At 46.9% G+C, this 25085-nt stretch carries 23 protein-coding genes and 1 riboswitch; of the genes, 13 read left to right on the top strand and 10 right to left on the bottom strand.

The window, feature by feature from the left end:
* The first annotated feature begins 103 nt into the window (after nucleotides 1-103).
* The 4 genes from ACHA8N_RS04485 to ACHA8N_RS04500 all read left to right on the top strand — a co-directional run bounded on the left by ACHA8N_RS04485 (nucleotide 104) and on the right by ACHA8N_RS04500 (nucleotide 4532).
* Nucleotides 104-1732 carry an ABC1 kinase family protein gene (locus tag ACHA8N_RS04485; protein ID WP_393964875.1) on the top strand — a complete coding sequence of 543 codons (1629 nt, stop codon included), beginning with the start codon at nucleotides 104-106 and terminating at the stop codon, nucleotides 1730-1732.
* A gap of 136 nt (nucleotides 1733-1868) precedes the next feature.
* Entirely contained in the window at nucleotides 1869-2720 is an 852-nt protein-coding gene (locus ACHA8N_RS04490; protein ID WP_393964891.1) for a GRP family sugar transporter, read from the top strand.
* Between the two features lie 18 nt (nucleotides 2721-2738).
* Nucleotides 2739-3524 carry a glucose 1-dehydrogenase gene (locus ACHA8N_RS04495; RefSeq protein WP_147511563.1) on the top strand — a complete coding sequence of 262 codons (786 nt, stop codon included), beginning with the start codon at nucleotides 2739-2741 and terminating at the stop codon, nucleotides 3522-3524.
* Between the two features lie 36 nt (nucleotides 3525-3560).
* The gene (locus tag ACHA8N_RS04500) at nucleotides 3561-4532 is read left to right on the top strand and encodes a cation diffusion facilitator family transporter (protein ID WP_393964876.1); all 972 of its coding nucleotides are present in this window, start codon (nucleotides 3561-3563) and stop codon (nucleotides 4530-4532) included.
* Between the two features lie 64 nt (nucleotides 4533-4596).
* Here the strand turns inward: ACHA8N_RS04500 and ACHA8N_RS04505 are convergent, their stop codons facing one another.
* The 3 genes from ACHA8N_RS04505 to ACHA8N_RS04515 all read right to left on the bottom strand — a co-directional run bounded on the left by ACHA8N_RS04505 (nucleotide 4597) and on the right by ACHA8N_RS04515 (nucleotide 6416).
* Complete coding sequence (locus ACHA8N_RS04505) at nucleotides 4597-5337, bottom strand: thermonuclease family protein (RefSeq protein ID WP_393964877.1); 741 nt, start codon at nucleotides 5335-5337, stop codon at nucleotides 4597-4599.
* Between the two features lie 100 nt (nucleotides 5338-5437).
* The gene (locus ACHA8N_RS04510) at nucleotides 5438-6088 is read right to left on the bottom strand and encodes an SDR family NAD(P)-dependent oxidoreductase (protein ID WP_393964878.1); all 651 of its coding nucleotides are present in this window, start codon (nucleotides 6086-6088) and stop codon (nucleotides 5438-5440) included.
* Nucleotides 6089-6146: 58 nt separating this feature from the next.
* On the bottom strand, nucleotides 6147-6416 hold the full coding sequence (locus tag ACHA8N_RS04515; protein WP_393964879.1) for a DUF5327 family protein: 270 nt from the start codon (nucleotides 6414-6416) through the stop codon (nucleotides 6147-6149).
* Nucleotides 6417-6471: 55 nt separating this feature from the next.
* On the opposite strand from ACHA8N_RS04515, the gene ACHA8N_RS04520 reads away from it, so the two are divergent.
* Both ACHA8N_RS04520 and ACHA8N_RS04525 read left to right on the top strand, forming a co-directional pair.
* On the top strand, nucleotides 6472-7440 hold the full coding sequence (locus ACHA8N_RS04520) for a Gfo/Idh/MocA family oxidoreductase (RefSeq protein WP_393964880.1): 969 nt from the start codon (nucleotides 6472-6474) through the stop codon (nucleotides 7438-7440).
* Between the two features lie 35 nt (nucleotides 7441-7475).
* Nucleotides 7476-9137: a glycerol-3-phosphate dehydrogenase/oxidase gene (locus ACHA8N_RS04525; RefSeq protein ID WP_393964881.1), complete on the top strand. Its 1662-nt coding sequence runs from the start codon at nucleotides 7476-7478 to the stop codon at nucleotides 9135-9137.
* Nucleotides 9138-9212: 75 nt separating this feature from the next.
* Here the strand turns inward: ACHA8N_RS04525 and bcaP are convergent, their stop codons facing one another.
* The 6 genes from bcaP to ACHA8N_RS04555 all read right to left on the bottom strand — a co-directional run bounded on the left by bcaP (nucleotide 9213) and on the right by ACHA8N_RS04555 (nucleotide 16876).
* A complete protein-coding gene (gene bcaP / locus ACHA8N_RS04530; RefSeq protein ID WP_147511556.1) occupies nucleotides 9213-10646 on the bottom strand; it encodes a branched-chain amino acid transporter BcaP in 1434 nt (477 codons plus the stop codon).
* Nucleotides 10647-10877: 231 nt separating this feature from the next.
* Nucleotides 10878-12167 carry a DUF2252 domain-containing protein gene (locus ACHA8N_RS04535; protein ID WP_393964882.1) on the bottom strand — a complete coding sequence of 430 codons (1290 nt, stop codon included), beginning with the start codon at nucleotides 12165-12167 and terminating at the stop codon, nucleotides 10878-10880.
* A gap of 65 nt (nucleotides 12168-12232) precedes the next feature.
* Nucleotides 12233-13180 carry a peptide-methionine (S)-S-oxide reductase MsrA gene (gene msrA, locus ACHA8N_RS04540; protein WP_147511554.1) on the bottom strand — a complete coding sequence of 316 codons (948 nt, stop codon included), beginning with the start codon at nucleotides 13178-13180 and terminating at the stop codon, nucleotides 12233-12235.
* A 69-nt stretch (nucleotides 13181-13249) separates the two neighbouring features.
* Nucleotides 13250-13432 carry a hypothetical protein gene (locus ACHA8N_RS04545; protein ID WP_014969226.1) on the bottom strand — a complete coding sequence of 61 codons (183 nt, stop codon included), beginning with the start codon at nucleotides 13430-13432 and terminating at the stop codon, nucleotides 13250-13252.
* A 57-nt stretch (nucleotides 13433-13489) separates the two neighbouring features.
* Nucleotides 13490-15247 carry a solute:sodium symporter family transporter gene (locus ACHA8N_RS04550; RefSeq protein ID WP_393964883.1) on the bottom strand — a complete coding sequence of 586 codons (1758 nt, stop codon included), beginning with the start codon at nucleotides 15245-15247 and terminating at the stop codon, nucleotides 13490-13492.
* A 150-nt stretch (nucleotides 15248-15397) separates the two neighbouring features.
* A complete protein-coding gene (locus ACHA8N_RS04555; protein ID WP_147511553.1) occupies nucleotides 15398-16876 on the bottom strand; it encodes an amino acid permease in 1479 nt (492 codons plus the stop codon).
* A 127-nt stretch (nucleotides 16877-17003) separates the two neighbouring features.
* A riboswitch (Lysine riboswitch) is annotated at nucleotides 17004-17188 on the bottom strand.
* Nucleotides 17189-17362: 174 nt separating this feature from the next.
* Here ACHA8N_RS04555 and ACHA8N_RS04560 point away from each other — a divergent pair.
* Both ACHA8N_RS04560 and ACHA8N_RS04565 read left to right on the top strand, forming a co-directional pair.
* The gene (locus ACHA8N_RS04560; RefSeq protein WP_393964884.1) at nucleotides 17363-17812 is read left to right on the top strand and encodes a MarR family winged helix-turn-helix transcriptional regulator; all 450 of its coding nucleotides are present in this window, start codon (nucleotides 17363-17365) and stop codon (nucleotides 17810-17812) included.
* A gap of 206 nt (nucleotides 17813-18018) precedes the next feature.
* The gene (locus ACHA8N_RS04565; protein ID WP_393964885.1) at nucleotides 18019-19110 is read left to right on the top strand and encodes a diguanylate cyclase; all 1092 of its coding nucleotides are present in this window, start codon (nucleotides 18019-18021) and stop codon (nucleotides 19108-19110) included.
* 40 nt (nucleotides 19111-19150) lie between these two features.
* Here ACHA8N_RS04565 and ACHA8N_RS04570 read toward each other — a convergent pair whose 3' ends face one another.
* Nucleotides 19151-19768, bottom strand: coding sequence for a TetR/AcrR family transcriptional regulator (locus ACHA8N_RS04570; protein ID WP_393964886.1), 618 nt, complete (start codon nucleotides 19766-19768; stop codon nucleotides 19151-19153).
* Between the two features lie 178 nt (nucleotides 19769-19946).
* Between ACHA8N_RS04570 and ACHA8N_RS04575 the strand changes: the two genes are divergently transcribed.
* From ACHA8N_RS04575 to ACHA8N_RS04595, 5 genes are all read left to right on the top strand, one after another.
* Nucleotides 19947-20603: an HlyD family secretion protein gene (locus ACHA8N_RS04575; protein ID WP_147511550.1), complete on the top strand. Its 657-nt coding sequence runs from the start codon at nucleotides 19947-19949 to the stop codon at nucleotides 20601-20603.
* Between the two features lie 13 nt (nucleotides 20604-20616).
* Entirely contained in the window at nucleotides 20617-22299 is a 1683-nt protein-coding gene (locus ACHA8N_RS04580; RefSeq protein ID WP_393964887.1) for a DHA2 family efflux MFS transporter permease subunit, read from the top strand.
* A gap of 123 nt (nucleotides 22300-22422) precedes the next feature.
* A complete protein-coding gene (locus tag ACHA8N_RS04585) occupies nucleotides 22423-22959 on the top strand; it encodes a hypothetical protein (protein WP_147511548.1) in 537 nt (178 codons plus the stop codon).
* An 88-nt stretch (nucleotides 22960-23047) separates the two neighbouring features.
* On the top strand, nucleotides 23048-23605 hold the full coding sequence (locus ACHA8N_RS04590) for a nitroreductase family protein (RefSeq protein WP_393964888.1): 558 nt from the start codon (nucleotides 23048-23050) through the stop codon (nucleotides 23603-23605).
* A gap of 249 nt (nucleotides 23606-23854) precedes the next feature.
* On the top strand, nucleotides 23855-25051 hold the full coding sequence (locus tag ACHA8N_RS04595; protein WP_393964889.1) for an MFS transporter: 1197 nt from the start codon (nucleotides 23855-23857) through the stop codon (nucleotides 25049-25051).
* The last annotated feature ends 34 nt before the right edge of the window (nucleotides 25052-25085 follow it).

The following is a 25085-nucleotide window of genomic DNA, read 5'->3' on the forward strand; positions in this document are numbered from 1 at the left end:
GGCAAGCTTATTTTTTCTGTCACCGATTCGACCGTTTGTAAGTGTCGTTTTTAGGTAAAGTAACCTATACTGAAACAAACTGTAGAGGAAGCTAGGTGAAGGTATGAAACGTTGGGCGCTTTATCGGATTTTCATCATTGTAACGATGTTCGCTCGTTACATTTGGACGATTTATCGATTCACCCGGAAGAACCGACCCGGTACGAATAATGAAGAATTTGAGCGCATTATGATTACGATTGCGCGTGACTATAAGAAAAAAGCCCTTCGTCTCGAAGGTCTTCTCATTAAACTCGGACAGTTTCTCTCGATTCGGGCCGACCTGTTTCCTCCGTCTGTCTTAATGGAACTGACGGAGCTCGTGGATAAGGTCCCATCAAGCAAACTCGGCGAATCCCGTAAAATCATCGAAGAGGACTGGGGAACGACGATCGAAGACATCGTCGATGATATTTCCCCCCGACCGATTGCCTCTGCCTCGATTGGTGAGGTCTACAGTGCGACCCTCAAATCAAACGGTCGCAAAGTGGCCATTAAAGTCCAACGGCCGAATATCGAACAAATCATCAAAACCGATTTCCGGGCAATGCGCCTCGTCATTGCGATGCTCCGCCGGACGTCCCTCAATAAATCAACCGATTTACAGAGTCTGTACCGTCAGATGGTGTTCGTCATCGGAGATGAATTGAATTACCGGACAGAGTTAAAAAACGGTCTGTACTTCAAGAAAATGTACGAGACGAATCCTGTCATCTATATCCCGGATTATTTTGAAGAGCACTGTACCAATCGTGTCCTCGTCATGGAATGGATTGAAGGGACACGGATCACGGATCTCGATTTCTTGGCGAAGCACAACATCGATCGGGATGAACTGGCCCGTAACTTGTTTTTAAATGCCGGAGAACAATTGTTGTTTGGCGGAAAATTCCATGCCGATCCTCATCCCGGCAACGTGCTCGTTCAAAGTGACGGTCGAATCGTTTTGCTGGATTTCGGAATGATCGGGGCGACGACCGCTGATGATATGCGGGCCATTCAACGCATTCTCCAGTCGTTTGTTACGCTCGATTATGATGCGATCGTCGACGGACTCGAAGATTTACGCTTTTTATTGCCAAATGCCAATAAACAAAACATTCGACAAGCGATTGAAAAAGCGGTCACCTTCTATCTTGAAAGTGACATGGAGAACGTCGATACGAAGTTGATTGAAAAAGTATTATCCGATATTGAATTATTAGTTCGAAACGAACCGATTCAACTGCCGGCCGAGTTTGCGTTTTTCGGTCGTGCCGCTTCAACGATTCTTGGGATCCTGCAAATCTTATCACCGAAAATCAATTTACTGGAGCTTGCAAAACCGATGGTCCGGAGATGGCTCGACGACGAAGGAAAAAATCAAAACCGTTACTTACAGATTGCCGGCTCCTACGGGGCACGATTACTCGCCTTTCCGCGTCTCGTCAATGATGCCTTAAGTGAACCAACAAGATGGCGGCTGTTTGAGCAACAGAAGTTTTCTCGGGTTGCCAATATGGAATCATTGAAAATTCGTCAGTGGACCAGCTCTCTCGTCGGGATTGTCAGTTTACCGGTCAGTTATACCGGTTACTTCTTGGCCCACTATGATTTAATGGGCGCATCGCTCACCATTGCTATTATTGCTTTATGGAATGCCCGGCGCATCGGACGTCAGATTGTCCGGATTGCCGATGAACCGTTTAAATAACCGCCACAACGTCCTTTCAACAGGACGTTTTTTTATATTCAAATAACATTCTTTCCATCCAATATGTTTTTTAAGCCTGCTCTGCGGGTACATCTTCAAATAGATAGATACAAAACCAGAAGAGGTGAAACACTTGATTGATATCTTAATTGCGCTCGTACCCGCCTTGATGTGGGGGACACTTCCGTTAGTCGTCTCTAAAATCGGTGGTTCGACGGAGCAACAAATTATCGGAACGACACTTGGTGCATTGATTTTCGCCATCATCACCTTCTTTTTTGTCAGTCCTGAGTTGTCGACAACGGCTTGGATCGCTGGATTCTTCTCCGGTGCTTTTTGGGCGCTCGGACAAATGAATCAGTTCGCAGCCTTCAAACAGATGGGTGTCTCAAAGACGATGCCAATCTCAACCGGAATGCAACTTGTCGGAACTTCTTTGTTTGGTGTTCTCGCTTTCGGTGAATGGTCGAATCGGACCGCTTTGATCCTCGGTATCAGTGCACTCGTCCTGATTGTTGCCGGAGCTGCTTTTACTTCCTATAAAGAAGATAAGAGCAAACAGGATGAAAACATCGGAAAAGGGTTACTCCTGCTGTTGATCTCGACGGTCGGATATGTCGGGTATGTCGTCATCGCCCGTTGGTTCAACATCAACGGTTGGGAAGCGGTGTTACCGCAAGCAATCGGGATGGTCATCAGTGCCCTTCTGCTGTCACTTCGTAAAGGCAACCTGTTCACGAAGAAAACAGCCGGCAATACGATTGGTGGTCTGATGTGGGCCGTCGGGAACATCGCCTTATTGTTTGCAACAGCTAAAGTCGGTGTTGCGACCAGCTTCTCATTATCACAAACCGGGGTCGTCATCTCGACGATCGGTGGTGTTGTACTTTTAAAAGAAGCAAAAACAAAAAAAGAAATGACGTTTGTTATCATCGGCTGTATCTTAGTCGTCGTTGGTGGCATCATGATTGGATTCACGAAACAATAATAAGGAGGAATTGATTTTATGTATAACAGTCTAAAAGGAAAAGTCGCCATCGTTACAGGTGGCTCGATGGGAATCGGTGAAGCGATCATTCGCCGTTACGCGGAAGAGGGCATGCGTGTCGTCATCAATTACCGGAGCCACCCGGAAGAAGCGACTAAAATCGCAGACGCCATCAAGCAAGCCGGTGGTGAAGCCATTACCGTTCAAGGTGATGTGTCAAAAGAAGACGATATGATCAACCTCGTCAAAGAAACAGTCGAGCATTTCGGACAACTGGACGTCTTCGTCAACAATGCCGGTGTCGAAATGCCGGCACCATCGCATGAGATGTCACTCGAAGACTGGCAGAAAGTCATCGATGTCAACTTGACCGGTGCCTTCCTCGGTGCCCGTGAAGCACTGAAATACTTTGTTGAACACAACGTCAAAGGAAACATCATCAACATGTCGAGTGTTCACGAAATCATTCCATGGCCGACATTTGTACACTATGCAGCAAGTAAAGGTGGCGTCAAACTGATGACCCAGACGCTCGCAATGGAATACGCTCCAAAAGGCATCCGTATCAATGCGATTGGTCCCGGTGCCATCAATACACCGATCAACGCCGAGAAGTTTGAGGATCCAAAACAACGGGCAGATGTCGAAAGCATGATTCCAATGGGCAACATCGGCAAACCGGAAGAAATTTCAGCGGTCGCCGCGTGGCTTGCTTCAGACGAATCAAGTTACGTCACAGGTATTACCTTGTTTGCTGACGGCGGCATGACACTTTATCCATCATTCCAAGCTGGACGCGGGTGACCCCCGCGTTTCTGCTCTCTAAAGGGAGGAACCCTCATGTCGAATTTTTTTACGCTGTTAAGGCGCGGAAATAAATCCGCTCTCGCTGCTGCCATCGTTAACACCATTATTGCCATCATAAAATTCGTTGCTTACATCTTGACCGGGAACATCGCTATGTTTGCGGAAATGATGCATACGATTGGTGACGCAGCCAACCAATTTTTCGTGTACGTCGGATCAGCTTTAAGTAAAAAAGCACCGACCAAACGGTTTCCGAACGGCTTCGGCCGCCTCGTCAACCTTGTCCTGCTCGCAGCGATTCTCGTCGTCGCGATCCTTGCCTACGAAACGATTCGTGAAGGTATCTTGCATATCCTTCATGCTCCAGGCGACAAGACAAGTGGTCTTTGGATCATTTTGACTGCTCTCGGGATCGGTGTGGTCCTTGAAATCGGCGTCTTCTATAAAGCGATGATTGAGATCGCCCACGAGACCGGTTTAAAATCCCGGGGTCTGACGCTGGTCGGTCAAAGTTTTGCGAACTTGTCGCAGGCAAAACCTGCGACACGCCTCGTCTTTATGGAAGATTTAGTAGCGACGCTCGGTGGTATCATCGCTATCATCGCAGTCTTAATTTCGCATTACACGTCGTTTTATCAAGCAGAAGGAATCGCTTCAATTTTGATCGGATTAATGATGTTTTATGTCGTGTACAACGTCTTCATCCAAAACGCGGCCGGTGCGCTTGGTGAGATTGATGAAGTCTTGACGGCGAAAATCGGCGAAATCCTGATGCGCGATCCGGAAGTCCGTGATATCGAAAAACTCGAAGTCATCAAAGAAGGAGACCACTTCCACGTCGAAATTGAGATTGAAGTGGATCCAGACCTGACGATTGCACAGGCAGACGATATCAAGGATCGGCTTGAACTGCAAATCCGAATTTTAAAAGGTATCACCGATGTTACGATTTCATTTGATGAAGATGATAAAATTCAACATTACCAACCACCGACACAACCATGATCATTTAAAGAATTCACAAACAGGTACCTTCGATTTGATATCGGGGTACCTGTTTGATGTTCTGTTACTTAGCCGCTCGGACGAATCCGGCTTCTTTCGCTTCCTGTTCACTGCAAAACATCTCTTCCGGGTTCACTTCGTCGTACGAACGTCCGCCTTCAATGTGATAGATTTTTTTCCCTTGGCGGTTAATGTTCCCTTTTATGTTGGCACAGTCGCTTGACTCCTCAGATATTCCATTTATGACCGAAGTATCGAATCCACGATCGGTCGCGTATCCTTTCGTCTGCCAGATTCCTAACTGTTTCCCTTTTGCTTCATCTTCAATTTCTTGAAATGTCTCGACATACCGAGTATCCGGCTCATAGATGTAGGCGACTCGTGCCAAGCCCTTTCGCAACAGCTCTTGATTAATCATCTTTCCGTCTGACCAGACATAAGCAAGCCATCGCCCATAGCGGTCTGTCCTTGACTGATCCCGTTCAAGCAGGATGTCGCTCCCTGTCGGTAATGCCTCTTTCGTAAAACGGGAGGCTTCCGGACCATACGGTTGAACCGGCTTTTCCGGATTTACGGTCTCCGGTGTATCGACCAATAAAAAACGGACATCTTCCGTTTGACCGTTTTGTAGCCGGACTTTCACCGTATCCCCGTCAATGACACGTTCAACGGTGGCTTCCGTCACCTTTTCTTTATCCGGTTGTGTGATGCCTGTCTGTTGATCACCCGGTTCTGAATCCAGTGCGCATCCGCTCAAAAATAGGATAGTCATTACTAAAAACAGTTGAGATAACACCCGTCTCATAGGTTTTCCCCTCTCATTGGATTCAAAAAGGCGCCGACATCAGACGCGTCGACGCTTTCCAGTCTAAATCGTATCTCATGTTACTTGTGCTGATTCCCGGTTACTTTGCTTCGAGCACCTTTTCGACATCCGTGCGATTCGTATATAGCGTATAGAAGGCTTCCGCAACATTTTTCGGATCCAATGCCGTTCCGCGTTTGACTTCACCGGCAATCGTCACTGTCCCGACGTAGACATTGTCGTCTTTCAACGTATCATGCAGCATATGCGTCAATTGACGCACACCGGCTTTTCCGATTGAGAGACCCGGTAAGGATTTGATGGCATTCAATGCTGCTCCTCCACCCGTAATCAAAATAGCGCCGTCTTTTCGTGCCACCATATCCGGTGCAACGATTTGGGCAGCATGCAACGCTCCGAGGACATCAATTTCAAATTCTTTCGTAATCTGATCCGCCGATACCTCAAGTACAGACGCTTGATGCAGGATTGACGCATTATAGACAAGGACATCAATTTGTCCGTATTGTTCTTTTGTCCATTCGACAAGCGATTCGAGATCTGCGCGGCGTGACGCATCACATTCAACGCCAACGGCTTCAATCCCTTGTTCTTTCAGTTCTGTGATGACGGCTGCCAGTGTTTCCTGTGTCCGTGCGGCACAGACGACCTGGAATCCTTCTTTTCCGAATCGTTTGCTGATTTCGGCCCCATTTCCCGGCCCGGCTCCGATGACGATAACTGTTTTCATGATTTGTTCCCCCTTGTTTTTTTCCTTCTACTCTATTCCCAAAATCGATTTGATTTACTCAGAAATCGAGTAAAGATGGTCCTTTTTCTTCTTTTTCCTGAGCAACTCCCATGAATCGGGCAAGCATCGGATCAACTTCCGGCGTTTTTTTCTCCGTTACCGGAGTTATAACTGAACGGGTCGCCGATTCTACCATTGGTTGATCGAGCAGCAGCTCACAATACGCTTTCATGGCTGCAATGTGCTCGTTCTGTATCTTGCCGGTCGTTTGTTCAATTTTTGACATCGTCTGTCGCATTTTTTCAATGACTTGTTGTTCTGTAATCATCTTGCTCACCTCATATGATAGATTGAATGTATTAACCGAAAAGGAAGTGTCCTCCATGATTCGTACTGCTTTAATTGGTTTTGGACTTGCAGGCGAACATCTGCATGCTCCGTACATCACTGCTCCTGATTATCAGCTCGTTGCCGTCCAATCAAGTCGTCCGGAAGCCGTTGCCGGAAGTTATCCGGATGTGTCGGTCTATTCTTCACTCGAAGACTTATTGGCGTCAGAAACGATTGATCTTGTCGTCATCGCCACACCAAACGCCGAACATTATCCCCTCGCCAACACGGCACTCTTGGCAGGGTGTCACGTCTTGGTCGAAAAGCCATTTACCGTCACTCTGACTGAAGCCGAACAGTTGGCGGATCTTGCGCGTCAGCAAAATCGATTACTGACAGTTTACCATAACCGCCGTTATACAAAAGACTTCCGGACCTTACTCCAACTGGTCGAAGACGGTGAACTCGGACGTGTCCAGACATTCGAAGCACACTATGACCGGTATCGTCCGACCGTCCGGGCACGTTGGCGGGAACAGAATGTCCCGGGTGCCGGTCTGCTTTACGATTTAGGCTCACATTTAATCGACCAAGCTTTGATGCTGTTTGGCGAGCAACCCGACCGCGTCTTTTGTGACCAGACGATTCAACGTCCGGATGGTCCGGTGGAAGATTACACGCATCTGATCCTGACCTTCGGAACACGTCGTGCCATCCTGCACATCGGATCGCTTGTGCCGGCTCCTGGTCCTTCGCTTGCCGTTCATGGAACAAAAGCCAGTTATTTCGTCGATCACGTCGATACGAAACAAGAGACATACACGTGGGGCAGACCGGAACAACCGCTCGAAGCACGTCCTTTCCTTGAATCCGGCTTCAAAAACTATTATCTTGATCTCGCAACAGCACTCCGAAACGAGGCACCGCTGGCTGTTACGACAGAACAAGCTCTGCTCGTCATGAAAATTATCGATTGTGCTCAAAAAAGTGTAAAAGAGGGTACATGGATAGAAGTAGATTAAAATAATCCATTTCAGATGAACAGGGGGAAATATGCATGTTTTCAAGTACGGAACGAACAGCATGGCTAGAAGAGATGGGACAGGAACTGCTTGATGTGTTAGTCATTGGCGGTGGAATCACCGGGGCCGGGATTTTACTGGACGCTCAAAGCCGGGGCATGCGGACCGGGTTGATTGAGATGCAGGATTTCGCAGAAGGGACATCAAGCCGTTCGACGAAACTCGTCCATGGTGGCTTACGTTACCTGAAACAATTTGAAATCAAGTTGGTCGCAGAGGTCGGAAAAGAACGGGCGATCGTGTATGAAAACGCCCCGCACGTCACGACACCCGAGTGGATGATGTTGCCACTTGTCGAAGGCGGCACGTTCGGCAGTTTTTCAACGTCAATCGGTTTACGAGTCTATGATCAATTGGCAGGCGTCCGACGCCATGAACGACGGACGATGTTATCTAAAGAAGAAACGCTTCGGTATGAACCGCTTTTACGATCAGAACATCTCGTCGGGGGCGGTCGTTATGTCGAATACAAAACGGATGATGCCCGACTGACGGTCGAGGTCTTAAAAGCAGCGGTCGGATACGGCGGACGTGCCGTCAACTACACGAAAGCGGAGTCGCTTGTCTACCATAACGGCAAAGTCGTCGGGGTCGAAGTCCAGGACGTCTTAAGCGGGAAGACGTACACGATCCGTGCGAAAAAAATCATCAATGCGACCGGTCCATGGGTCGACGAGTTGCGTGAAAAAGACGGTTCAAAAGCCGGGAAATCACTTCACCTGACAAAAGGGATTCACCTCGTCATCGATCAAGCCCACTTCCCGTTGCAACAAGCGGTCTATTTTGACGTAGCAGACGGACGGATGATCTTCGCCATTCCACGTGAAGGCAAGACGTATGTTGGTACGACGGATACGAACTATAAAGGGGATATCCTTGAGCCGGGTGTCACGGAAGAAGACCGGGACTATATTTTGGATGCGACGAATCAAATGTTTAATGTCGAACTTCGGGCGGAACATGTGGAATCGACGTGGTCCGGATTACGGCCTCTGATTCACGAAGACGGCAAAGACCCGAGCGAATTATCACGGAAAGACGAAATCTTCGTCTCAAAATCCGGCTTGATGTCTATCGCTGGCGGTAAATTGACGGGGTATCGGAAAATGGCCGAGCGGATCATCGACATGGTCGCGGATCAGTTCAAAGATGAAGAAAATCGCATTTATCTGGCCTCGCGGACCCATGACATCTTACTCGGTGGCGGACATCCCGACGGCAGTAAAGGATTTGCCCGTTATTTAAAAGAACAGCAACCAAAAGGCGAAGCACTTGGACTGTCGCCGAAAGAAGCGACTTGGTTGATTCAACGTTACGGCACGGACGTCGAACGCGTCTTTGAATTGATTCGTTCGCGCGGAAGCGAAGCTGAACGCTATCAATTGCCGTTGCACTGGTTTGGTGGACTCTTGTACGGACTCGAAGCGGAACTCGTCATGCAACCGGGCGACTTCTTGAACCGCCGCGCTTCTGCCGTCTTCTTTGATTTCCCGAATGCTGAAAAGCATGCTGACGGTGTACTCGCCTTGATGCGGAGTGAACTTGGGTGGTCAGCGGAAGAAGAAGCTAAAGCCAACGAAAGTATCAAGCGGGAATTTGATGCTGTTCGAATTAAAAGCTCGATTCCAGTACTCTAATGCATCATTGACGGAATTCTTCTTTAGTTGAAGTCATCACAGAAAAAATGCGACCCCTCTCGGGATCGCATTTTTTTATTTATCGTCCGAAGCTGCAAATTCAGCTGCCGGCATATTTTCTGGAGACAATTTTGAATTCTTTCGAGCAAACGCGAAGTACAGGACAAGTCCAATCGCAAGCCAGATGAGGAATGCAATCCACGTCTCGAGTTTCAAGTTGAACATCAAGAAGAGACAAGAAGCGATCGCTGCAATCGGCACATACGGCATACCTGGACATTTGAATGCCCGTGGGAGATCCGGTTGTGTTTTGCGAAGGATCAAAACAGCGACTGAGATTAAGACGAACGCTGCAAGAGTTCCCATGTTCACGAGGTTTGCGATGACATCAAGTGGAACGAATCCAGCAACTGTCGCGCTGCCAAGACCAATCATCCATGTTGCTTTGAACGGTGTTTGGTATTTCGGGTGTACTTCTGAGAACACTTTCGGGAACATTCCGTCACGTGAGATAGCGAATGCCAAGCGAACCATCCCGTATGTCATAACGATGATGACGGTTGTGATACCGAGGATTGCACCTAAATCGATGAAGCCGGCAACCCAGTTTTGACCTGCCATTTGAATAGCGAGTGACACCGGATGATCGACACCAGCAAACTGTTGGTAAGGAACGATCCCTGTCATGATTGCTGCAACGATGACGTAAAGTACTGTACATACTGCCAACGAACCGATGATTCCGCGTGGTAAGTTCTTCTGCGGGTCACGTACTTCCTCTGCCGCTGATGTGACGGCATCAAAGCCGATGTAAGCGAAGAAGACGATGGCTGCTCCTGAGAAGACGCCACCCCAACCGAATGGTGTAAACGGTGCCCAGTTCGTCGGTTCAACATAGCCGACACCAACGACGATGAAGAGAACAACGACGGCGAGTTTAATAACAACCATGATGTTATTGACACGTTTTGTTTCCTTGATTCCCATCGATAACAAGCCTGTGATCGCAAGTAAAATCAGGAAGGCCGGTAAGTTGAAGAATGTTTTGGCGCCTTCTACCGCGCCGGGAGCTGCTGAGAGTGCTGTCGGGATATGAATACCGAATCCACCGAGTAAGGACTGGAAGTAACCGGACCACCCTGCCGCAACGGCACTCGAGGCCAGTCCGTATTCCAAAATCAAGTTCCAACCGATGATCCAGGCAAAGATTTCACCCATCGTTGCATATGTGTACGTGTAGACGGAACCACTGACCGGAATCGTTGAGGCGAACTCCGCATAAGCGAGAGCTGCTAACCCACAAGCAATGGCAGATAAAATGAATGAAACGATAAGACCAGGTCCTGCTGTCAATGCTCCTGTTCCGGTTAGGACGAAAATCCCCGTACCAATGATGGCGCCAATTCCTAAAAACGTTAAATCCATTGCGCCAAGATTTCGAGCAAGTCCGCTGTTGCGCTGACTCGCAGCAATCATAGCGGAAACATCTTTTTTCCGCGTCAAACTCATGATGATACTCCCCCTGTTGTGTGTTTAGTTCGAATTACAAAAAATGTTTTGCAATTACTTAACACAAAATTTACGAATTTTTCAGATAAATTGATATAGGTCATTAGACCTATTTATAAATTGCGTTTCGCTTACATAATTTGAAAAGCTAAAAAAAATTCCCTCTCCAACCAGTATGAACTGGTATTCAGCGGGAATCTTTGTCTAAAAAAAGATCTTCGAAAATAGTATTTAACGAGTTGCTAACCAACTTAAAAACACTTGAAAATCAAGCGTTGTCCGGGCTGCATAGGCACTTGACCACCGTTGAATTTGTCGGGTGAATTCCGCATCTGATACACCAATCGATTCAATGATGACGACGTCCGCATGATGGTTTAAGACATTCATATCAATTCCTGCATCCATGTCGGCCCGTGCATGGATTTTGGCGGTAATTTGACCTTGAATCGAAAGGACGTTTTCGAGGTCATCTTGGCTTTTGATGTGCTTTGCTTTCAATTTCTTTTTGTATGGCGAACGTTCCCGTACATAATATTCTTTTCCTTGCATCGTCACGTAACCGAGATACGGATCTTCATGTGCCTGCATCGCCTTTTGCGAGGTGATGATGCGACGACCTTGGTGAACCGTCTCCACCTCCTGCAAATAGACGGGTACAAACAGGGACGGGACAGAAGATTGGGCCTGCTTCATCTCGAGAATCAAGTCTTCATGCTCCCCGCCTTTTCCTTCGACCAAAATGTAGTAACGCTCAAGACCGATCGAAGCTGTCCCGCTGTCGAGTTTGGAAACGATATCCTTAATATCGTAGAACCCATCCTCTTGTCGATCTTCGGGGTCAATCGATGCGATGTACTCCGGCCAAACGGCTTCAATCGCTGCATAAGTCGAGGCATCAAGTCGCTTCATATCCGGTAAGTCGACAAACTGGCGTTGTCCGTCGACGACAGTCGTCCGCTCTCCCAGTAATTCGGCTTTCTTTTTCTCTGCTTTTTTGATCAGTTTACGGATTGGTCCTTTTGTATTATCAATCGTAAAACAGACCTTGCTTGGATTTTTTCCTTTAGCATATTGGCGTAAGTCATCTAAGTAGTGTTGAATATAAGCTGCAATGGCCGGCTCTGCGTCATACCCTGCTTCTTTCGCGAACAATTGAACGGAGACCGCCATCCGGATGAGATCATACAGATAAGAACCGAGATATCCTTCATCAAAGTCATTGACATCATATATGATTTCGCCCTTGGCATTGCCGTGGACCCCAAAATTTTCGAAGTGGAGATCACCTTGAATCCAGGTTGGTGTCTCAGCCGGCGTATCAAACCCGAGCGGAATCCGTGTCAAATCATAATAAAACAAATGGGAGCTGCCACGGAAAAAAAGAAACGGGCTGGTGCTCATCTTTTGATACTTCACTTGTCGTGCTGTTTCATCCAGTCCCCGAATTTCGTGATCGTAAAAATCGAGCACCTTTGCAATCGTTAACTGTCGAATTTCTTCATAGACCCGTGTGAACATAAAATACCTCCTTTTCTAGAAAAAAGACAGCAAAACGAATCCGCTTTGCTGTCTGCCTGTTACCTTCATTCGAAGTGTTTTTTATATTCCCCATATCCTGCCGAATCAAGCTCTTCTACCGGAATAAACCGGAGTGCTGCCGAATTAATGCAGTAACGGAGACCTCCGAGTTCCGTCGGACCATCGTCAAAGATATGACCAAGATGGCTGTCTGCATTGGCAGAACGCACTTCTGTCCGCGTCATGCCGTGCGTCGTATCCAGTTCGACTTCCATTTTATCCTCAGAAATCGGTTTTGCGAAACTCGGCCATCCACAATTGGAATTAAATTTGTCTTTTGACGTAAAGAGTGGTGTTCCATCGACGATATCGACATAAAGACCTGGTCTCTCCTCATCCCAATACTCATTGCGGAAAGCCGGTTCGGTTCCGTTTTCCTGCGTGACTTTATACTGGATCGGCGTCAGACGTTGTTTTAATTCCTGTTCCTTGCCTTGATCCTTCCAAGCTTCTTTAACAAACTTGGCACGTCCCGATCCGACACTATACATTTGGTAGCGGAACGGATTTTTTTTGTAATAATCTTGATGGTATTCTTCTGCCGGCCAAAACGGTTTTGCCGGACGGATGTCGACTGCTACTGGTCGTGCGAAACGACCGGATGCGTCAAGTGCCGCTTTCGAACGTTCTGCCGCTTGTTTTTGTTCTTCATCGACATAAAAAATGGCCGGTTCGTACGATTGACCACGGTCGTTAAACTGTCCGCCGCCGTCCGTCGGATCGATTTGGCGCCAAAAAATTTCAAGTAACTCTTCATACGTGATGACTGATGGATCATACGTGACTTCTACGGCTTCTAAATGTCCCGTCGTTTCAGAACAGACCTCTTTATAAGTCGGGTTTTCTGTATGACCACCTGTATAACCGGAAATGACTTGTTCGACACCATCATATTTATGAAATGGCTTGACCATGCACCAAAAACAGCCACCTGCGAATATTGCTTTTGCCATCTAGCTTCCCCTCCTCTGTATAGGTCTATTTTAGCGCGTTCTGGTCTGCCACCCTACTATCTTGCTCAGTCAATCTTCGGGATTCGCTTTTAAGCGCCGCATGACAAAATAAATCGCGGCAAACACTAAAATTAATCCACCGAGCGAATACCAAATATTGTTCATCCGGTAAAGCATCTGATAAATTGCTAACGTCACAAGCAGAATCGCAATTGGAATGAATGCTCGTTTAAAGTGATACCAATAATTCACTAGGGTCGCCTCCGTTTTTTCTTTTATCTTACTTGATTTCCCGACCCCGTAGTGACATTATTGCGCACGTTTGTATTCTTCGAGATATTCCGCATAACGCGTATTCCATGCTTTCAAGGCATACCGCCACAATATCATCGTTGTTACGACCAACAGAAGCGTAATCGGCCAGAACCAATTCGATACGATACCATCCGGATAAGCGACACCGATTTTTGAAAATAAGACATACATCCAGACGATGGATGACGTCAGCAGGACCGAGACCGGAATCGCGTATTTCCACGGCGTCAACTCGACGTTACCACGACGGTACATTTTCTTGATCGCTGTCGTCGGACGGTATTTCCCCATTGCGACCATAAACAGGACTTCGATGACAAGTAAAATGCCGTACCCGTGAATGTAGCTGATGCCGTGATCCCATCCGAAAATCTGTTTGAGGCCAAATACAAAAAAGTAATAGGCAATGACGTGAAACACGATGACGATTTTAGCGGCAATCGGCGGGATTGTCCGCATGAACATGCCCATCAAAACGATGACTAGAATTGGAATGTTAAAGAACCCTGTAAATTGACGAATCAACGTCCACAATCCATCCGGTGCGTACATGAGGAAAGGCGCAACGATGAACGAAATCAACGCCACAACGGTTCCGAATATCTTACTGACCCGGATCAACTGTTTTTCCGAGGCGTCTTTGGCAAATACCGGTTGATAAATATCGAGAACGAATAACGTCGCAATGCTGTTGAGCAACGAATTAAACGAACTGAACACAGCACCTAGCAACACTGCCAGGAAAAAGCCCATCAAGGAGACCGGCAGGAGTTCCGTGATCAGTTTCGGATAGGACAAATCACCGCTCGCTAAGCTGCCACCGTATAAGTGAAACGCGATAATCCCGGGAATTAACATGAACACTGGCACCAACAACTTTAAAAAGCCGGTCATCAATACGCCTTTTTGTCCTTCTTTTAAATCCTTTGCACCGAGCACCCGTTGAATGACATATTGATTCAACGACCAATAAAATAAGTTTGCGAACAAAATTCCGGTGAAAATGGAGAAAAAGGGTACCGCATCATCCGATGAGCCGATGGCATTTAACTTTTCCGGATGGACGGTTGCAATTTGTTTCATCCCTGCGAGCATATTGCCGTCCCCTAAAGCAAAGAATCCAAGAATCGGCACTAAAAATCCGATGATGACTAATCCGATACCGTTTAATGTATCCGATACAGCGACAGCCCGTAATCCACCGAAGATGGCGTAAATGGCTCCGATGATGCCGACAATCCAAATTACAATCCAGAGCGACTCCGTGTACCCAAGTCCAAACAAAGCCGGTACGTCAAACAATTGTAAGACGGCAATCCCTCCGGAATACAGCATCGAAGGAATCGTGACACACATATAGCCGAGTAAAAACAGCAAGACCGTCATACGCCGTACGGTCTCATCGTAACGTTGACTCAAAAATTCCGGTAACGTCGAGATCCCCATCCCGAGAAACTTCGGAAGTAAATAAATCGCCATGATGATGGCTGCAAAGCCGGCCGTCACTTCCCACGCCATACTCGACATGTTGCCTACGAACGACTGTCCATTCAAGCCGATTAACTGCTCTGCCGATAAATTCGTCAACAGCAAAGAGCCGGCAATGAATACGCCGCTCAATCCGCGCCCCGCCAAAAAATATTCGTCAATCCCTTCCGTTTTTCCCCGCGTCATCCGGTAAGAGACGTAAGCGACAAGTGCCATAAAAAAGGCTGCCGATCCCAGCGTCAAAATTAAATCATATGTATTCATTGTTTTCTCCCCTTCTCCCCTTTTTGACCCAAACAATTGTTTATATGATTCCTTTTTATTACTTCTTCAAAACAATATTTCAGAATTATTTTAAGGAGATTGATTTTTTTGCACAAAAAAAGTCATCCCTTTAAAAAGGATGACCGTTGATTATGGACGCGGATGTTCCGGGAACTCCATTTCTGAATAAGGAACAACCGATGTCCGGTTTTTAAATTTATGACCTAACCAGAAGGCAAGGAACAACGGAATACCGACATACGTTGCAGCGATTCCGACCCAATCAATTTGATCCGCTAGGAACGCAGCATAGTTTTGACCAACGATGACAAGGAAACAAAGTCCGAAGGCAAAGAGCGGTCCAAACGGGAAAGCTGGCGCAACGTACGGCAAGTCGCTCAACGAATGGCCTTGCGCAAGGAACCCTTTGCGGAACCGGTAATGGCTGATCGCGATACCGAGCCACGCAATGAAACCGGTCATACCGGATGCATTCAACAGCCACAGATACACTTGACCACCGAACATCGATGTCAGGAAACAGAGTGCGCCGATGGCTCCGGTTGCGAGCAAGGCATTACGTGGTACACCGTTTTTTGAGACTTTGGCAAACATTTTTGGTGCGTCGCCTTGACGTGCCAGTGTGTACAGCATCCGTGTCGAGGCATACATCCCCGAGTTTCCGGCTGATAAGACGGACGTCAAGATGACAGCGTTCATTAATGCTGCTGAGAACGCGAGTCCGGCTTTTTCAAAGACAAGTGTAAACGGGCTGACGGCTACATCCGTAATATCATTCGACACTAAGTTCGGACTCGTATACGGAATCAACATCCCGATGACAAAAATCGCGAAGACGTAAAACAACAGGATCCGCCAGAAAACTTGTTTGACGGCTTTCGGAACGTTCTTTTTCGGATCTTCCGATTCTCCCGCCGCGATTCCGACGAGTTCGGTTCCTTGGAAGCTGAAGCCGGCGACGAGGATAATTCCGATCACAGCCGGAATACCACCGACGAACGGTGCATCACCTAACGCAAAGTTTTTAAAGCCGACCGGTGCTTCCGATGTGAAGACACCAAAAATCATTGCAACACCGACAATCAAGAAAATGATGACGGTAACGACTTTGATCATCGCAAACCAATATTCTGCTTCTCCGAAACCTTTAACGGAGAAGAAATTTAAACCAATCATCAACAACAAGAAAATAGCACTGAAATAGAAACCAGGTACGTCCGGGAACCAGTACGTCATGACGATTTGTGCTGCAACAAGCTCGACGGCAATCGTGACAGCCCAGTTGTACCAGTAGTTCCAACCTAAGGCAAAACCAAACGATGGATCAACGAATTTCGCACCGTACGTCGAGAATGAACCGGCGACCGGCATATAGGCTGCCATCTCACCAAGACTCGTCATTAAAAAGTACACCATCAGTCCGACGACGGCATAGGATAATAAGGCACCGCCCGGACCGGCAGCTGCAACGGATGCACCGGATGCAATAAACAAACCGGTTCCGATGGCGCCACCAATCGCAATCATTGACATATGACGGGCTTGTAAGCCGCGTTTTAATCCTTCTTCTGTTGAATCCAGTTTTCTTTTGGGTTGTAAAGTATTCATCTCATTCGCTTCTCTCTTCTTAAATTTTTTGAGAGGACACTTTTTGAAAAAACAAAAAGCGCCCTCACCTTCCAGAAGGAAGATGAGAACGCAACATAGTAAAAAGGATGCGCCCCATTCTACCGTCGTGAAAGATAGCTCCCCACAAGTCATACCCGACTTGTGACAGTATTAGACCTGTTCGATCTAATCCCAATCGATCATCTTCAAAGCGATGACTGATTTCGGCAATTCTTCCTTTTCAATCACCTCATCTGCCGCTTGACGACATCCGTGACTGTACTCATAAGAACTGCAACCTCCATCCCACTGGTTGAGTGAGAACTAATTAAATTGATTATAATTTCTTGATTACCTCGTCATGTTACACAAAACGTCTTTAAATTGTCAATTCTTTTTTTGAAATAGCCCCTATACATAGTAAAATTCCGTATTTTTTAGTACACTAAACAATAGAAGTTAACTGAAAGAAAGGATGTTGCTTGAATGCCACAAGAACGTGATCAACTGACCTACCGATTAGAGGAACAAATGCGTGTCATTCTCCGGACATTGCGTCGTGAACTGAACCGATTATTTGAAGGAACCGCGACAAGAAGTGAGTTTTTCATTTTACGCAGTCTGTCCGAAAATGGCCCCCAGCGTCCGACTCTACTCGCAGAACAGTTTGAGCTTGCGACAAGTCAGGTGACGGCTTTGACCGATCGCTTATACAAAGCAGGATTCGTTACCCGGACCCGTTCAACAGACGATCGACGATCGATTGTTTTAGCGTTGACGGATCAAGGCGAGACCGCTTTCCGCGAACTCGAAATCGTTCGCCGGAAGTATCTGCAAGAACGATTCGGTACATTGACGGAAGAAGAGCTGAACATCATGGTTCATGTGTTCGATAAGATTCTTTTAACCATGGATGAAGAGACAGTTTCTTCCTAAAAAAAGCTTTTTAAAAAATAATGGATTTATTTTTTGGCAAAGTTCACTTGACTGTGAATTTCGCCTTTTTTTATTGCTTTTTCGACAGGCTAAACATTTTTCCATTTCTTGCCGTTATTAAGAGGAGTAGATTACATAGTGCATATGATTACATAGCGTATATTAGAAACGTTGCTAAGAGGAGCTGGGAGGATTTGTTGTCCATCATGAATAATTTCATCATTAACTTTTGTCTATTGTTTACAACGATCACTCTCTTATTCCTACCTTTTCGGAATCAGCCAAGGATCACCCCTAAAACACATTTGAAGACTCGCTTGATTTTAGGTGGCATAGCCGGACTCATTTCAGTCCTTCTCATGTTCAACAGCATTCAAATCGATGTCGCCCGCATCGACTTACGGATTATTCCGGTTGCTATCGCCATGATGTTCGGTGGATTGCCGAGTGCTATCATCACCGGTCTGATGATCATCGGAACCCGCTTTTTGTTAACGCCTGCCGATCAGTTGGAAGGAGTCATCGTCTCGACGGTCGTCATCGGATTGTTCATCGGAACGATCGGCATCGTCCGGCGTTACGTCCGCATGACGTTTTGGAACTTCGAGTTAATGATCGGTATTGGTATCTTTTACTCTCTGCCGGCCATTTATCTTTTAACGAATAGTTGGTCGACGTTCTTTAAAATATCGGTCGCGTATATCTTTTTTAATCTGTTGGCAGGTTATGTGACCTATCAGCTGTTGGCGGAACTTCGACGTCATTTCGAAAATATCCAATACCAGCAAAAATTGGCGATGACGGATGCACTGACTGGTCTTGCCAACCGCCGTCGTCTTGATGATTCCTTGTCTCTTGTCGGTTCTGCTGAAGATGGTTATTCACTGATCTTGATTGACATCGACTTCTTCAAACACGTAAATGATACATACGGTCATGATGCCGGGGATGATGTCTTACGACAGCTCGGTACGACTCTCGCCTCGCTTGTCCGACCGGATGATTTAGTCGGCAGATATGGCGGCGAAGAATTTTTAATCATCTTACCGGATACCTCAGCTGAAGAAACGAAAAAAATAGCGGAACTTGCTCGAATGACAGTTGCTCGAAACCTGTTCCCGACCACAAGTGTTCCTGAACTTCAAATCACGATTTCGCTCGGAATTGCCCATTCCAGCGATTCTTATACTTCTCTAGAGGCCTTGCAGCAAGCCGATAAGGCGCTGTACTATTCCAAAAAATCAGGACGGAATCGGAGTACTGTCTATACGAAAACACTCGAACTCGAACAAGCCTGATTCCACCGTCCATCCTTTTTATAAGGATCGGGCGGTTTTTTCAGCCGAAATCTTGTGGCCGATTCGGAAAACCGATGCTTTCGACAGTTCCGAAAACAATCATCCGGCTCAATTGATCGCCCATATAAGCGGCTGAGTACGGACGATTGTTCCGCAGCCAGGAAATCAACAGTCCCAATTGTCCGCCGATCACATAGTTCAATAATAAGTCTTGATCGACTACCCGTGCCTCATTCGCCGGTTGCGCTTCAAATACCCGTTGGTAGTTTTCTTTTAACGTATCTAAAAAGCGAGAAATAAACGTTTTAATGGGACCTTGTAAAAACATCGTCCGGTAAAAATGTTCATTTTGTTCAATATGGACAAACAGTCGTTCAAAATAACGGCTGACCTTTTCAACGGAAGGATAATCCGGTGAGACCATTCCTTGAATCCGGATCGCTTCCGTCAACTTTTCCATATGATCATCGACGATTTTGTCCATCAAGTCGTACTTATCCGTAAAGTGGGCATAAAAGGTCGAACGATTGACCGCTGCCCCTTCTGTCAACATTTTGACCGTAATCGCTGAAAAAGGATGATGATCAAGTAAACGAAACAATTCTTTGGTGATACGGTCACGTGACCGTTTTGGTCTTGGGTCTCGTTCTGGATTCATAGTTGATCCTCCCTTTTTTTCATAGTGTATCCGCTCTCATTGACTTTTCCAACACTTTGTCGGAAATTGTCGGTTGTTTGTTGATTCATCCTCCATATAATTAACTATATTAATTACTCCTCTCCAGAGGAGTCTTTTTTATGCCAATTTTATAGAAAGAAAGGATGCAAGTTACATTATGAACATGAAGAAAATAGTATTGATTAATATTTTGACGTTGGTTGTCTTAATCGGTGGAGGCGCAGTCGGCTATTATTATTACGACCAAGCGACAAGCTACGTCAAAACAGAAAATGCCAAAATCGACGGTAAAATGATTACGGTCGCAAGTCCGGGTGCCGGTAAATTGACGGACTGGACAGCTAAGACCGGTCAAACACTCGACAGTGATGCGACACTCGGTCATGTCATGATGGCACAAGCCGGTCAAAAACCGGTCAGCACAGCGATTTCGATGCCAGCAAAAGCGACAGTCGTTCAGTCGATGGCGACAGAGAACGGTGTTGTTGGTGCAGGTACGCCGCTTGCTTACGGATTTAATTTAAATGAGCTGTGGGTGACTGCCAACATTGAAGAAACAGACATTGACGAAGTCAAGGTCGGACAAACTGTCGATGTTTATGTCGACAGCTATCCGGATACGACATTATCCGGCGAAGTTCAGCAAATCGGAATGACGACGGCTGGAACTTTTTCGATGATGCCGTCTTCAAACGGGAATGCCAACTACACGAAAGTCGCTCAAGTCATTCCTGTCAAAGTTTCTCTGTCCCAAGAAAAATCACTCGACATTCGACCTGGTATGAATGTGACCGTCCGCATTCATAAGGATTAAGGGAGGGACATCTATGTCTACGACCTTTCTGTTTGGATATATCGCGTTCATGGTTGTCACAATCATCGGTGTCAATCTGATCGTCCGCCGTTCGCGTCCGGTACCGCTTGCACCAGATGCATCCGGTGCCGTCATGGTTGACGACACGGAACCGGTTTTGGCTGCGGGCCCACCGGTCCAAGAACGTGCACCGCTCGTAACAGCACATATCAGCATTCCAAAAGTCCTGACCGTTCTCTTGATCGGGATGTTCATTGCTATTTTAAATCAAACGTTGATTAACGTCGCTTTACCGGTCTTAATTAACGATTTTAATGTTTCGACATCGACGGCACAATGGTTGACGACCGGCTTTATGCTGGTCAACGGAATCTTGATTCCGATCAGCGCCTTTTTAATGCGGAGTTATACGTTCCGTCAGCTGTTCCTCGTCTCGATGAGCTTGTTCTTTTTCGGCTCCGTCATTTGTTCGATGGCCATGAACTTCCCGGTCATGATGATCGGCCGAGTCGTCCAAGCTGCAGGTGCCGGTATTTTGATGCCGCTCGGATCAAACGTCTTCATGACGCTGTTTCCGCCTCACAAACGCGGAGCTGCGATGGGGATGCTCGGAATCGCAATGATTCTTGCTCCGGCAGTCGGTCCGACGATTACAGGATACGTCATTCAAAATTATGATTGGCATGTCATGTTTTACGCCATGGCTTTCTTCGGATTATTAACACTTTTACTTGGTCTTGCCTGGTTCAAACTGGTCCAACCGTTGTCGAAGCCTAAATTCGATGCGCTCGGCGTCGTCTTCAGTACGATCGGTTTCGGAAGTCTGCTGTACGGATTCAGTGAAGCCGGCAACGACGGCTGGGACAGTCCGCTTGTCGTTAGTACCATTTTGATCGGAATTTTAGGCATTGCGGCATTTGCACTTCGCGAACTGTCAATGGACGATCCGATGCTGAACATTCGTGTTCTGAAAGTTCCTGAATTTTCATTTACTCTGTTTATCAACGTCATTGTTACGATGGCTCTGTTCGGCGGAATGCTCCTGCTCCCGATTTATCTGCAAAGCATTCGCGGGTTCTCTCCGATTGATTCCGGTCTCTTGTTGTTGCCCGGATCACTCATCATGGGCATTACAGGACCGATTGCCGGTCGATTGTTTGACCGATTCGGTATTCGACCACTCGCCATTTTTGGATTAACGTTAATGACATACGGAACGTGGGAATTGACTCAACTGGATATGGATACGTCGTATAACTCCATCATGGGTATTTATATGCTCCGGTCATTTGGTATGGCGTTCATCATGATGCCGATTATGACAGCCGGCATGAACGCATTGCCGATGAAGATGATTCCACACGGAAATGCGACACAAAATACCTTGCGTCAAGTTGCGGGTTCGATCGGAACAGCCATTCTCGTCACTGTCATGACACGTCAAACGACGGCTCATCTCGCCGATGACGCGAATCAGTTCACGACACTCGATCCGACGCTTTCACAACATTTGAATGAACTCGGTCAGCAATTAGGCAGTCCACAAGCTGCTTCTGTCAGCTGGATGACTCAATTGACGAAACAAGCGACCATCACAGGGATTACAGATGCCTTTTGGGTCGCGACCGTCTTATCTGCACTCGCCTTGCTCTTGTCACTTTTCCTGCACGGGAAAAAAGAACCGAATCTGGATTAAGACTTTCCTAAAACCCCGTTGACGACACATCGTCGACGGGGTTTTAGTCATTCGGCTTTGCACTTCTTTCATAAAATCGCTACACTAGGGTCATTGAGTTTCATATTCAAAAGGAGATGCTTTATGGTTGCCTTTCTACAGTTTTACGCCTTCATCTTTGCCTGTTGTTTTGCTTGGCAAATTGGACGCCCCTCATCTTGGTCACAAAAAGTCGCTCAAGCCTTTTTAACCAGTATCAACAGTCTGTTTATCTTTTTCCGGGCTTCGGTGTCTATTTTCCTGCTGATTGGACCACTGCTGCTCGTTTCGTATGTTCTATTCCCTACCTTGTTGTATTTTGAAGGTCCCTTGTCCATCATTATCAGTATTCTTGTAATCGGATTGCTCGACCGCCTCGTCAGTCTGGTCATCTTACCCGTTGTTCGTTCCTTTTTCTTGAAAAAAAATCGAATGATGCCCCAGTTACTTGAGGCGGCGCTCTATTCTTGTTCGATGGCTCTGCTCTTATATGTCAATTTGACGGTCGTTCCCGGTGTGCAAATCAGTGCAGTTATGGCTTTGTTCTTCGGATTTACACTTTATTTTGCCCATTATTTGTTTGCCTTGCTCCGGATTCACCAACTGAAGAAAAAGTTATCGTCCACCCCTGAAAAACGCTGAATCCAATCGGCGTTTTTTAATTACCCATTGACAATGATAATCGTTATCAATTATATTCTAAGAGTACTTACGTCAGGAGATGATCACGATGAACGCACGACAACTGATTTTAGATCGCCGGTCGGTCCGTGCCTATACGGATCAGCCTATTCCAAACGAGATGATCGAAGAAATTCTTGAAGCCGCCATTTACGCTCCGACACATAAACTGCGTGAACCTTGGCGATTTGTCCTTGCAAACGAAGAAAGCCAAGTCCGGTATGTCGACCAATTGATGACTTTGCTGACTGAACGGGGACAACTGGATCAAAAAACAGATGAACAACGACAGATGATGCGTCAAAAATTTGCTGATGTTCCGGTCTATCTGACTGTCTTGTATGAAGTGAACGGCACAGACGACCAGCAGATGGAAGATTTGCTCGCGACCGCCGCCATGATTCAAAACATGCAACTCCTTGCGACAGAACTCGGCTTAGGATGTTGTTGGAAAAGCGGAAAACATTGGTTTACGGATGGTTACGCCGCTATGATTGGTGCTTCCGACAATGAACGTGTCGCAGGAGTCATTCAGTTCGGATGGCCTGCACTGATTCCCCCGCTGAAAAAACGAACGGCTGCACGTGACAAGTTAACGCACTTCTAATCCGGTGCGCATTTTGCGAGCTACCCCTGCTCGCGCCAATCAAGCCCCATAGACGTATAAGAGTCTGCTTTCCTATTCCCTCCCCAAACGGAATGGCGAAAAGCAGACTCTTTTTTGTTATCTTGTACAGGAAGAATATTTTTTTAATGAAACGATCGATAAAATTGACACGGTCTTTCTCTTGAAACTAAGATAGTAAAGGTATGTCAAATAAACGCTTACACCAGCGTGCAGAAAGAAGGGGTCCCCTTGCAAGCGGATCAACGTAAAAAATTAACGGTCCTGATGATTAACATGTTCATCGCCGTCGGGAGCTTCGGGATCATCATTCCGATTCTGCCCGCTTACCTAGCCTCGATCGGTCAAGGCGGTACTGCTGCCGGTTTGATGATCGCCATCTTTGCCGGAGCACAGCTCGTCATGTCACCGGTTGCCGGAAAATGGGCGGATCAGTATGGTCGCCGCAAGATGATCATTTACGGTTTGATCGGACTGACCTTATCGATGTTCGTCTTTTATTTTTCAAATTCCGTCACCATCCTCTACATTTCACGGGCGATTGGCGGTGTTGGTGCAGCACTGTTGATTCCGGCGATTTTTGCTTACGTCGCGGATATCACGACGATGGATCAACGGGCAAAAGGAAACAGTTATGTCTCGGCTGCCATGTCACTTGGAATCGTCATCGGTCCCGGGATCGGCGGCTTCCTCGCCGAGTTTGATCTGAAGTTGCCGTTACTTGTTTCGGCACTCGTTTCGCTTCTGGCCGTCTTATTCAGTGTCATCCTTCTTCAAGAAAGTGACGTCCATGACGCGACGGCGATGGCATCCGACGAAGGGTCGATGTGGAGCAAGCTCGGAGCGTCGTTCCATAAACCGTACTTCGTCCCGCTCGTCATCACACTGGTCATGAGTTTTGGTTTAATGGCCTATGAGTCCGTTCTTGGTCTGTTCGTCGACAATCAATTTGGCGCCTCTCCAAAAGACATCGCCATCATGGTGACGTCGACCGGAATCATCAGTGTCATTGCTCAGATTTTCGTCGTCGATAAACTGTCCCGCAGTCTCGGCGAAGGCAAGGTCTTGAACATCTTCCTGTTGATCGCGACGCTTGGCTTCTTATTGTCACTCCTGACAGCAAGTTACGGCGGCTTCTTCGCCGTCACACTCGTCATCTTCCTTGCGACGTCGATCCTGCGTCCTGTTTTGAACACGATGATTTCAAAACTCGCCGGAAACGAACAAGGATTTGCGATGGGGATGAACAACGCCTACATGAGCATCGGAAACGTCCTCGGTCCGACACTGGCCGGACTGTTATATGATGTCAACATTCTTTATCCGTTCATGCTCGGACTTTTGTTCCTGGCTGTGACTTTGATTGGTTCTGTCATCTGGCAACGCCGCCAATCCCGACTGATCAAAAAAATCGAACAAACGTCTTAATACCAGACAAAAAGCAACTTGCTTCCAGTAGCAC

Source organism: Exiguobacterium sp. S22-S28 (assembly GCF_043359615.1).
Classification (GTDB): domain Bacteria; phylum Bacillota; class Bacilli; order Exiguobacteriales; family Exiguobacteriaceae; genus Exiguobacterium_A.

What these genes read in the sequence shown, in the direction of transcription:
- ACHA8N_RS04485 (WP_393964875.1), top strand. Translation starts at nt 104, where the DNA reads ATGAAACGTTGGGCGCTTTATCGGATTTTCATCATTGTAACGATGTTC.
- ACHA8N_RS04495 (WP_147511563.1), top strand. Translation starts at nt 2,739, where the DNA reads ATGTATAACAGTCTAAAAGGAAAAGTCGCCATCGTTACAGGTGGCTCG.
- ACHA8N_RS04500 (WP_393964876.1), top strand. Translation starts at nt 3,561, where the DNA reads ATGTCGAATTTTTTTACGCTGTTAAGGCGCGGAAATAAATCCGCTCTC.
- ACHA8N_RS04505 (WP_393964877.1), bottom strand. Translation starts at nt 5,337, where the DNA reads ATGAGACGGGTGTTATCTCAACTGTTTTTAGTAATGACTATCCTATTT.
- ACHA8N_RS04510 (WP_393964878.1), bottom strand. Translation starts at nt 6,088, where the DNA reads ATGAAAACAGTTATCGTCATCGGAGCCGGGCCGGGAAATGGGGCCGAA.
- ACHA8N_RS04515 (WP_393964879.1), bottom strand. Translation starts at nt 6,416, where the DNA reads ATGATTACAGAACAACAAGTCATTGAAAAAATGCGACAGACGATGTCA.
- ACHA8N_RS04520 (WP_393964880.1), top strand. Translation starts at nt 6,472, where the DNA reads ATGATTCGTACTGCTTTAATTGGTTTTGGACTTGCAGGCGAACATCTG.
- ACHA8N_RS04525 (WP_393964881.1), top strand. Translation starts at nt 7,476, where the DNA reads ATGTTTTCAAGTACGGAACGAACAGCATGGCTAGAAGAGATGGGACAG.
- bcaP (WP_147511556.1), bottom strand. Translation starts at nt 10,646, where the DNA reads ATGAGTTTGACGCGGAAAAAAGATGTTTCCGCTATGATTGCTGCGAGT.
- ACHA8N_RS04535 (WP_393964882.1), bottom strand. Translation starts at nt 12,167, where the DNA reads ATGTTCACACGGGTCTATGAAGAAATTCGACAGTTAACGATTGCAAAG.
- msrA (WP_147511554.1), bottom strand. Translation starts at nt 13,180, where the DNA reads ATGGCAAAAGCAATATTCGCAGGTGGCTGTTTTTGGTGCATGGTCAAG.
- ACHA8N_RS04550 (WP_393964883.1), bottom strand. Translation starts at nt 15,247, where the DNA reads ATGAATACATATGATTTAATTTTGACGCTGGGATCGGCAGCCTTTTTT.
- ACHA8N_RS04555 (WP_147511553.1), bottom strand. Translation starts at nt 16,876, where the DNA reads ATGAATACTTTACAACCCAAAAGAAAACTGGATTCAACAGAAGAAGGA.
- ACHA8N_RS04560 (WP_393964884.1), top strand. Translation starts at nt 17,363, where the DNA reads ATGCCACAAGAACGTGATCAACTGACCTACCGATTAGAGGAACAAATG.
- ACHA8N_RS04565 (WP_393964885.1), top strand. Translation starts at nt 18,019, where the DNA reads ATGAATAATTTCATCATTAACTTTTGTCTATTGTTTACAACGATCACT.
- ACHA8N_RS04570 (WP_393964886.1), bottom strand. Translation starts at nt 19,768, where the DNA reads ATGAATCCAGAACGAGACCCAAGACCAAAACGGTCACGTGACCGTATC.
- ACHA8N_RS04575 (WP_147511550.1), top strand. Translation starts at nt 19,947, where the DNA reads ATGAACATGAAGAAAATAGTATTGATTAATATTTTGACGTTGGTTGTC.
- ACHA8N_RS04580 (WP_393964887.1), top strand. Translation starts at nt 20,617, where the DNA reads ATGTCTACGACCTTTCTGTTTGGATATATCGCGTTCATGGTTGTCACA.
- ACHA8N_RS04585 (WP_147511548.1), top strand. Translation starts at nt 22,423, where the DNA reads ATGGTTGCCTTTCTACAGTTTTACGCCTTCATCTTTGCCTGTTGTTTT.
- ACHA8N_RS04590 (WP_393964888.1), top strand. Translation starts at nt 23,048, where the DNA reads ATGAACGCACGACAACTGATTTTAGATCGCCGGTCGGTCCGTGCCTAT.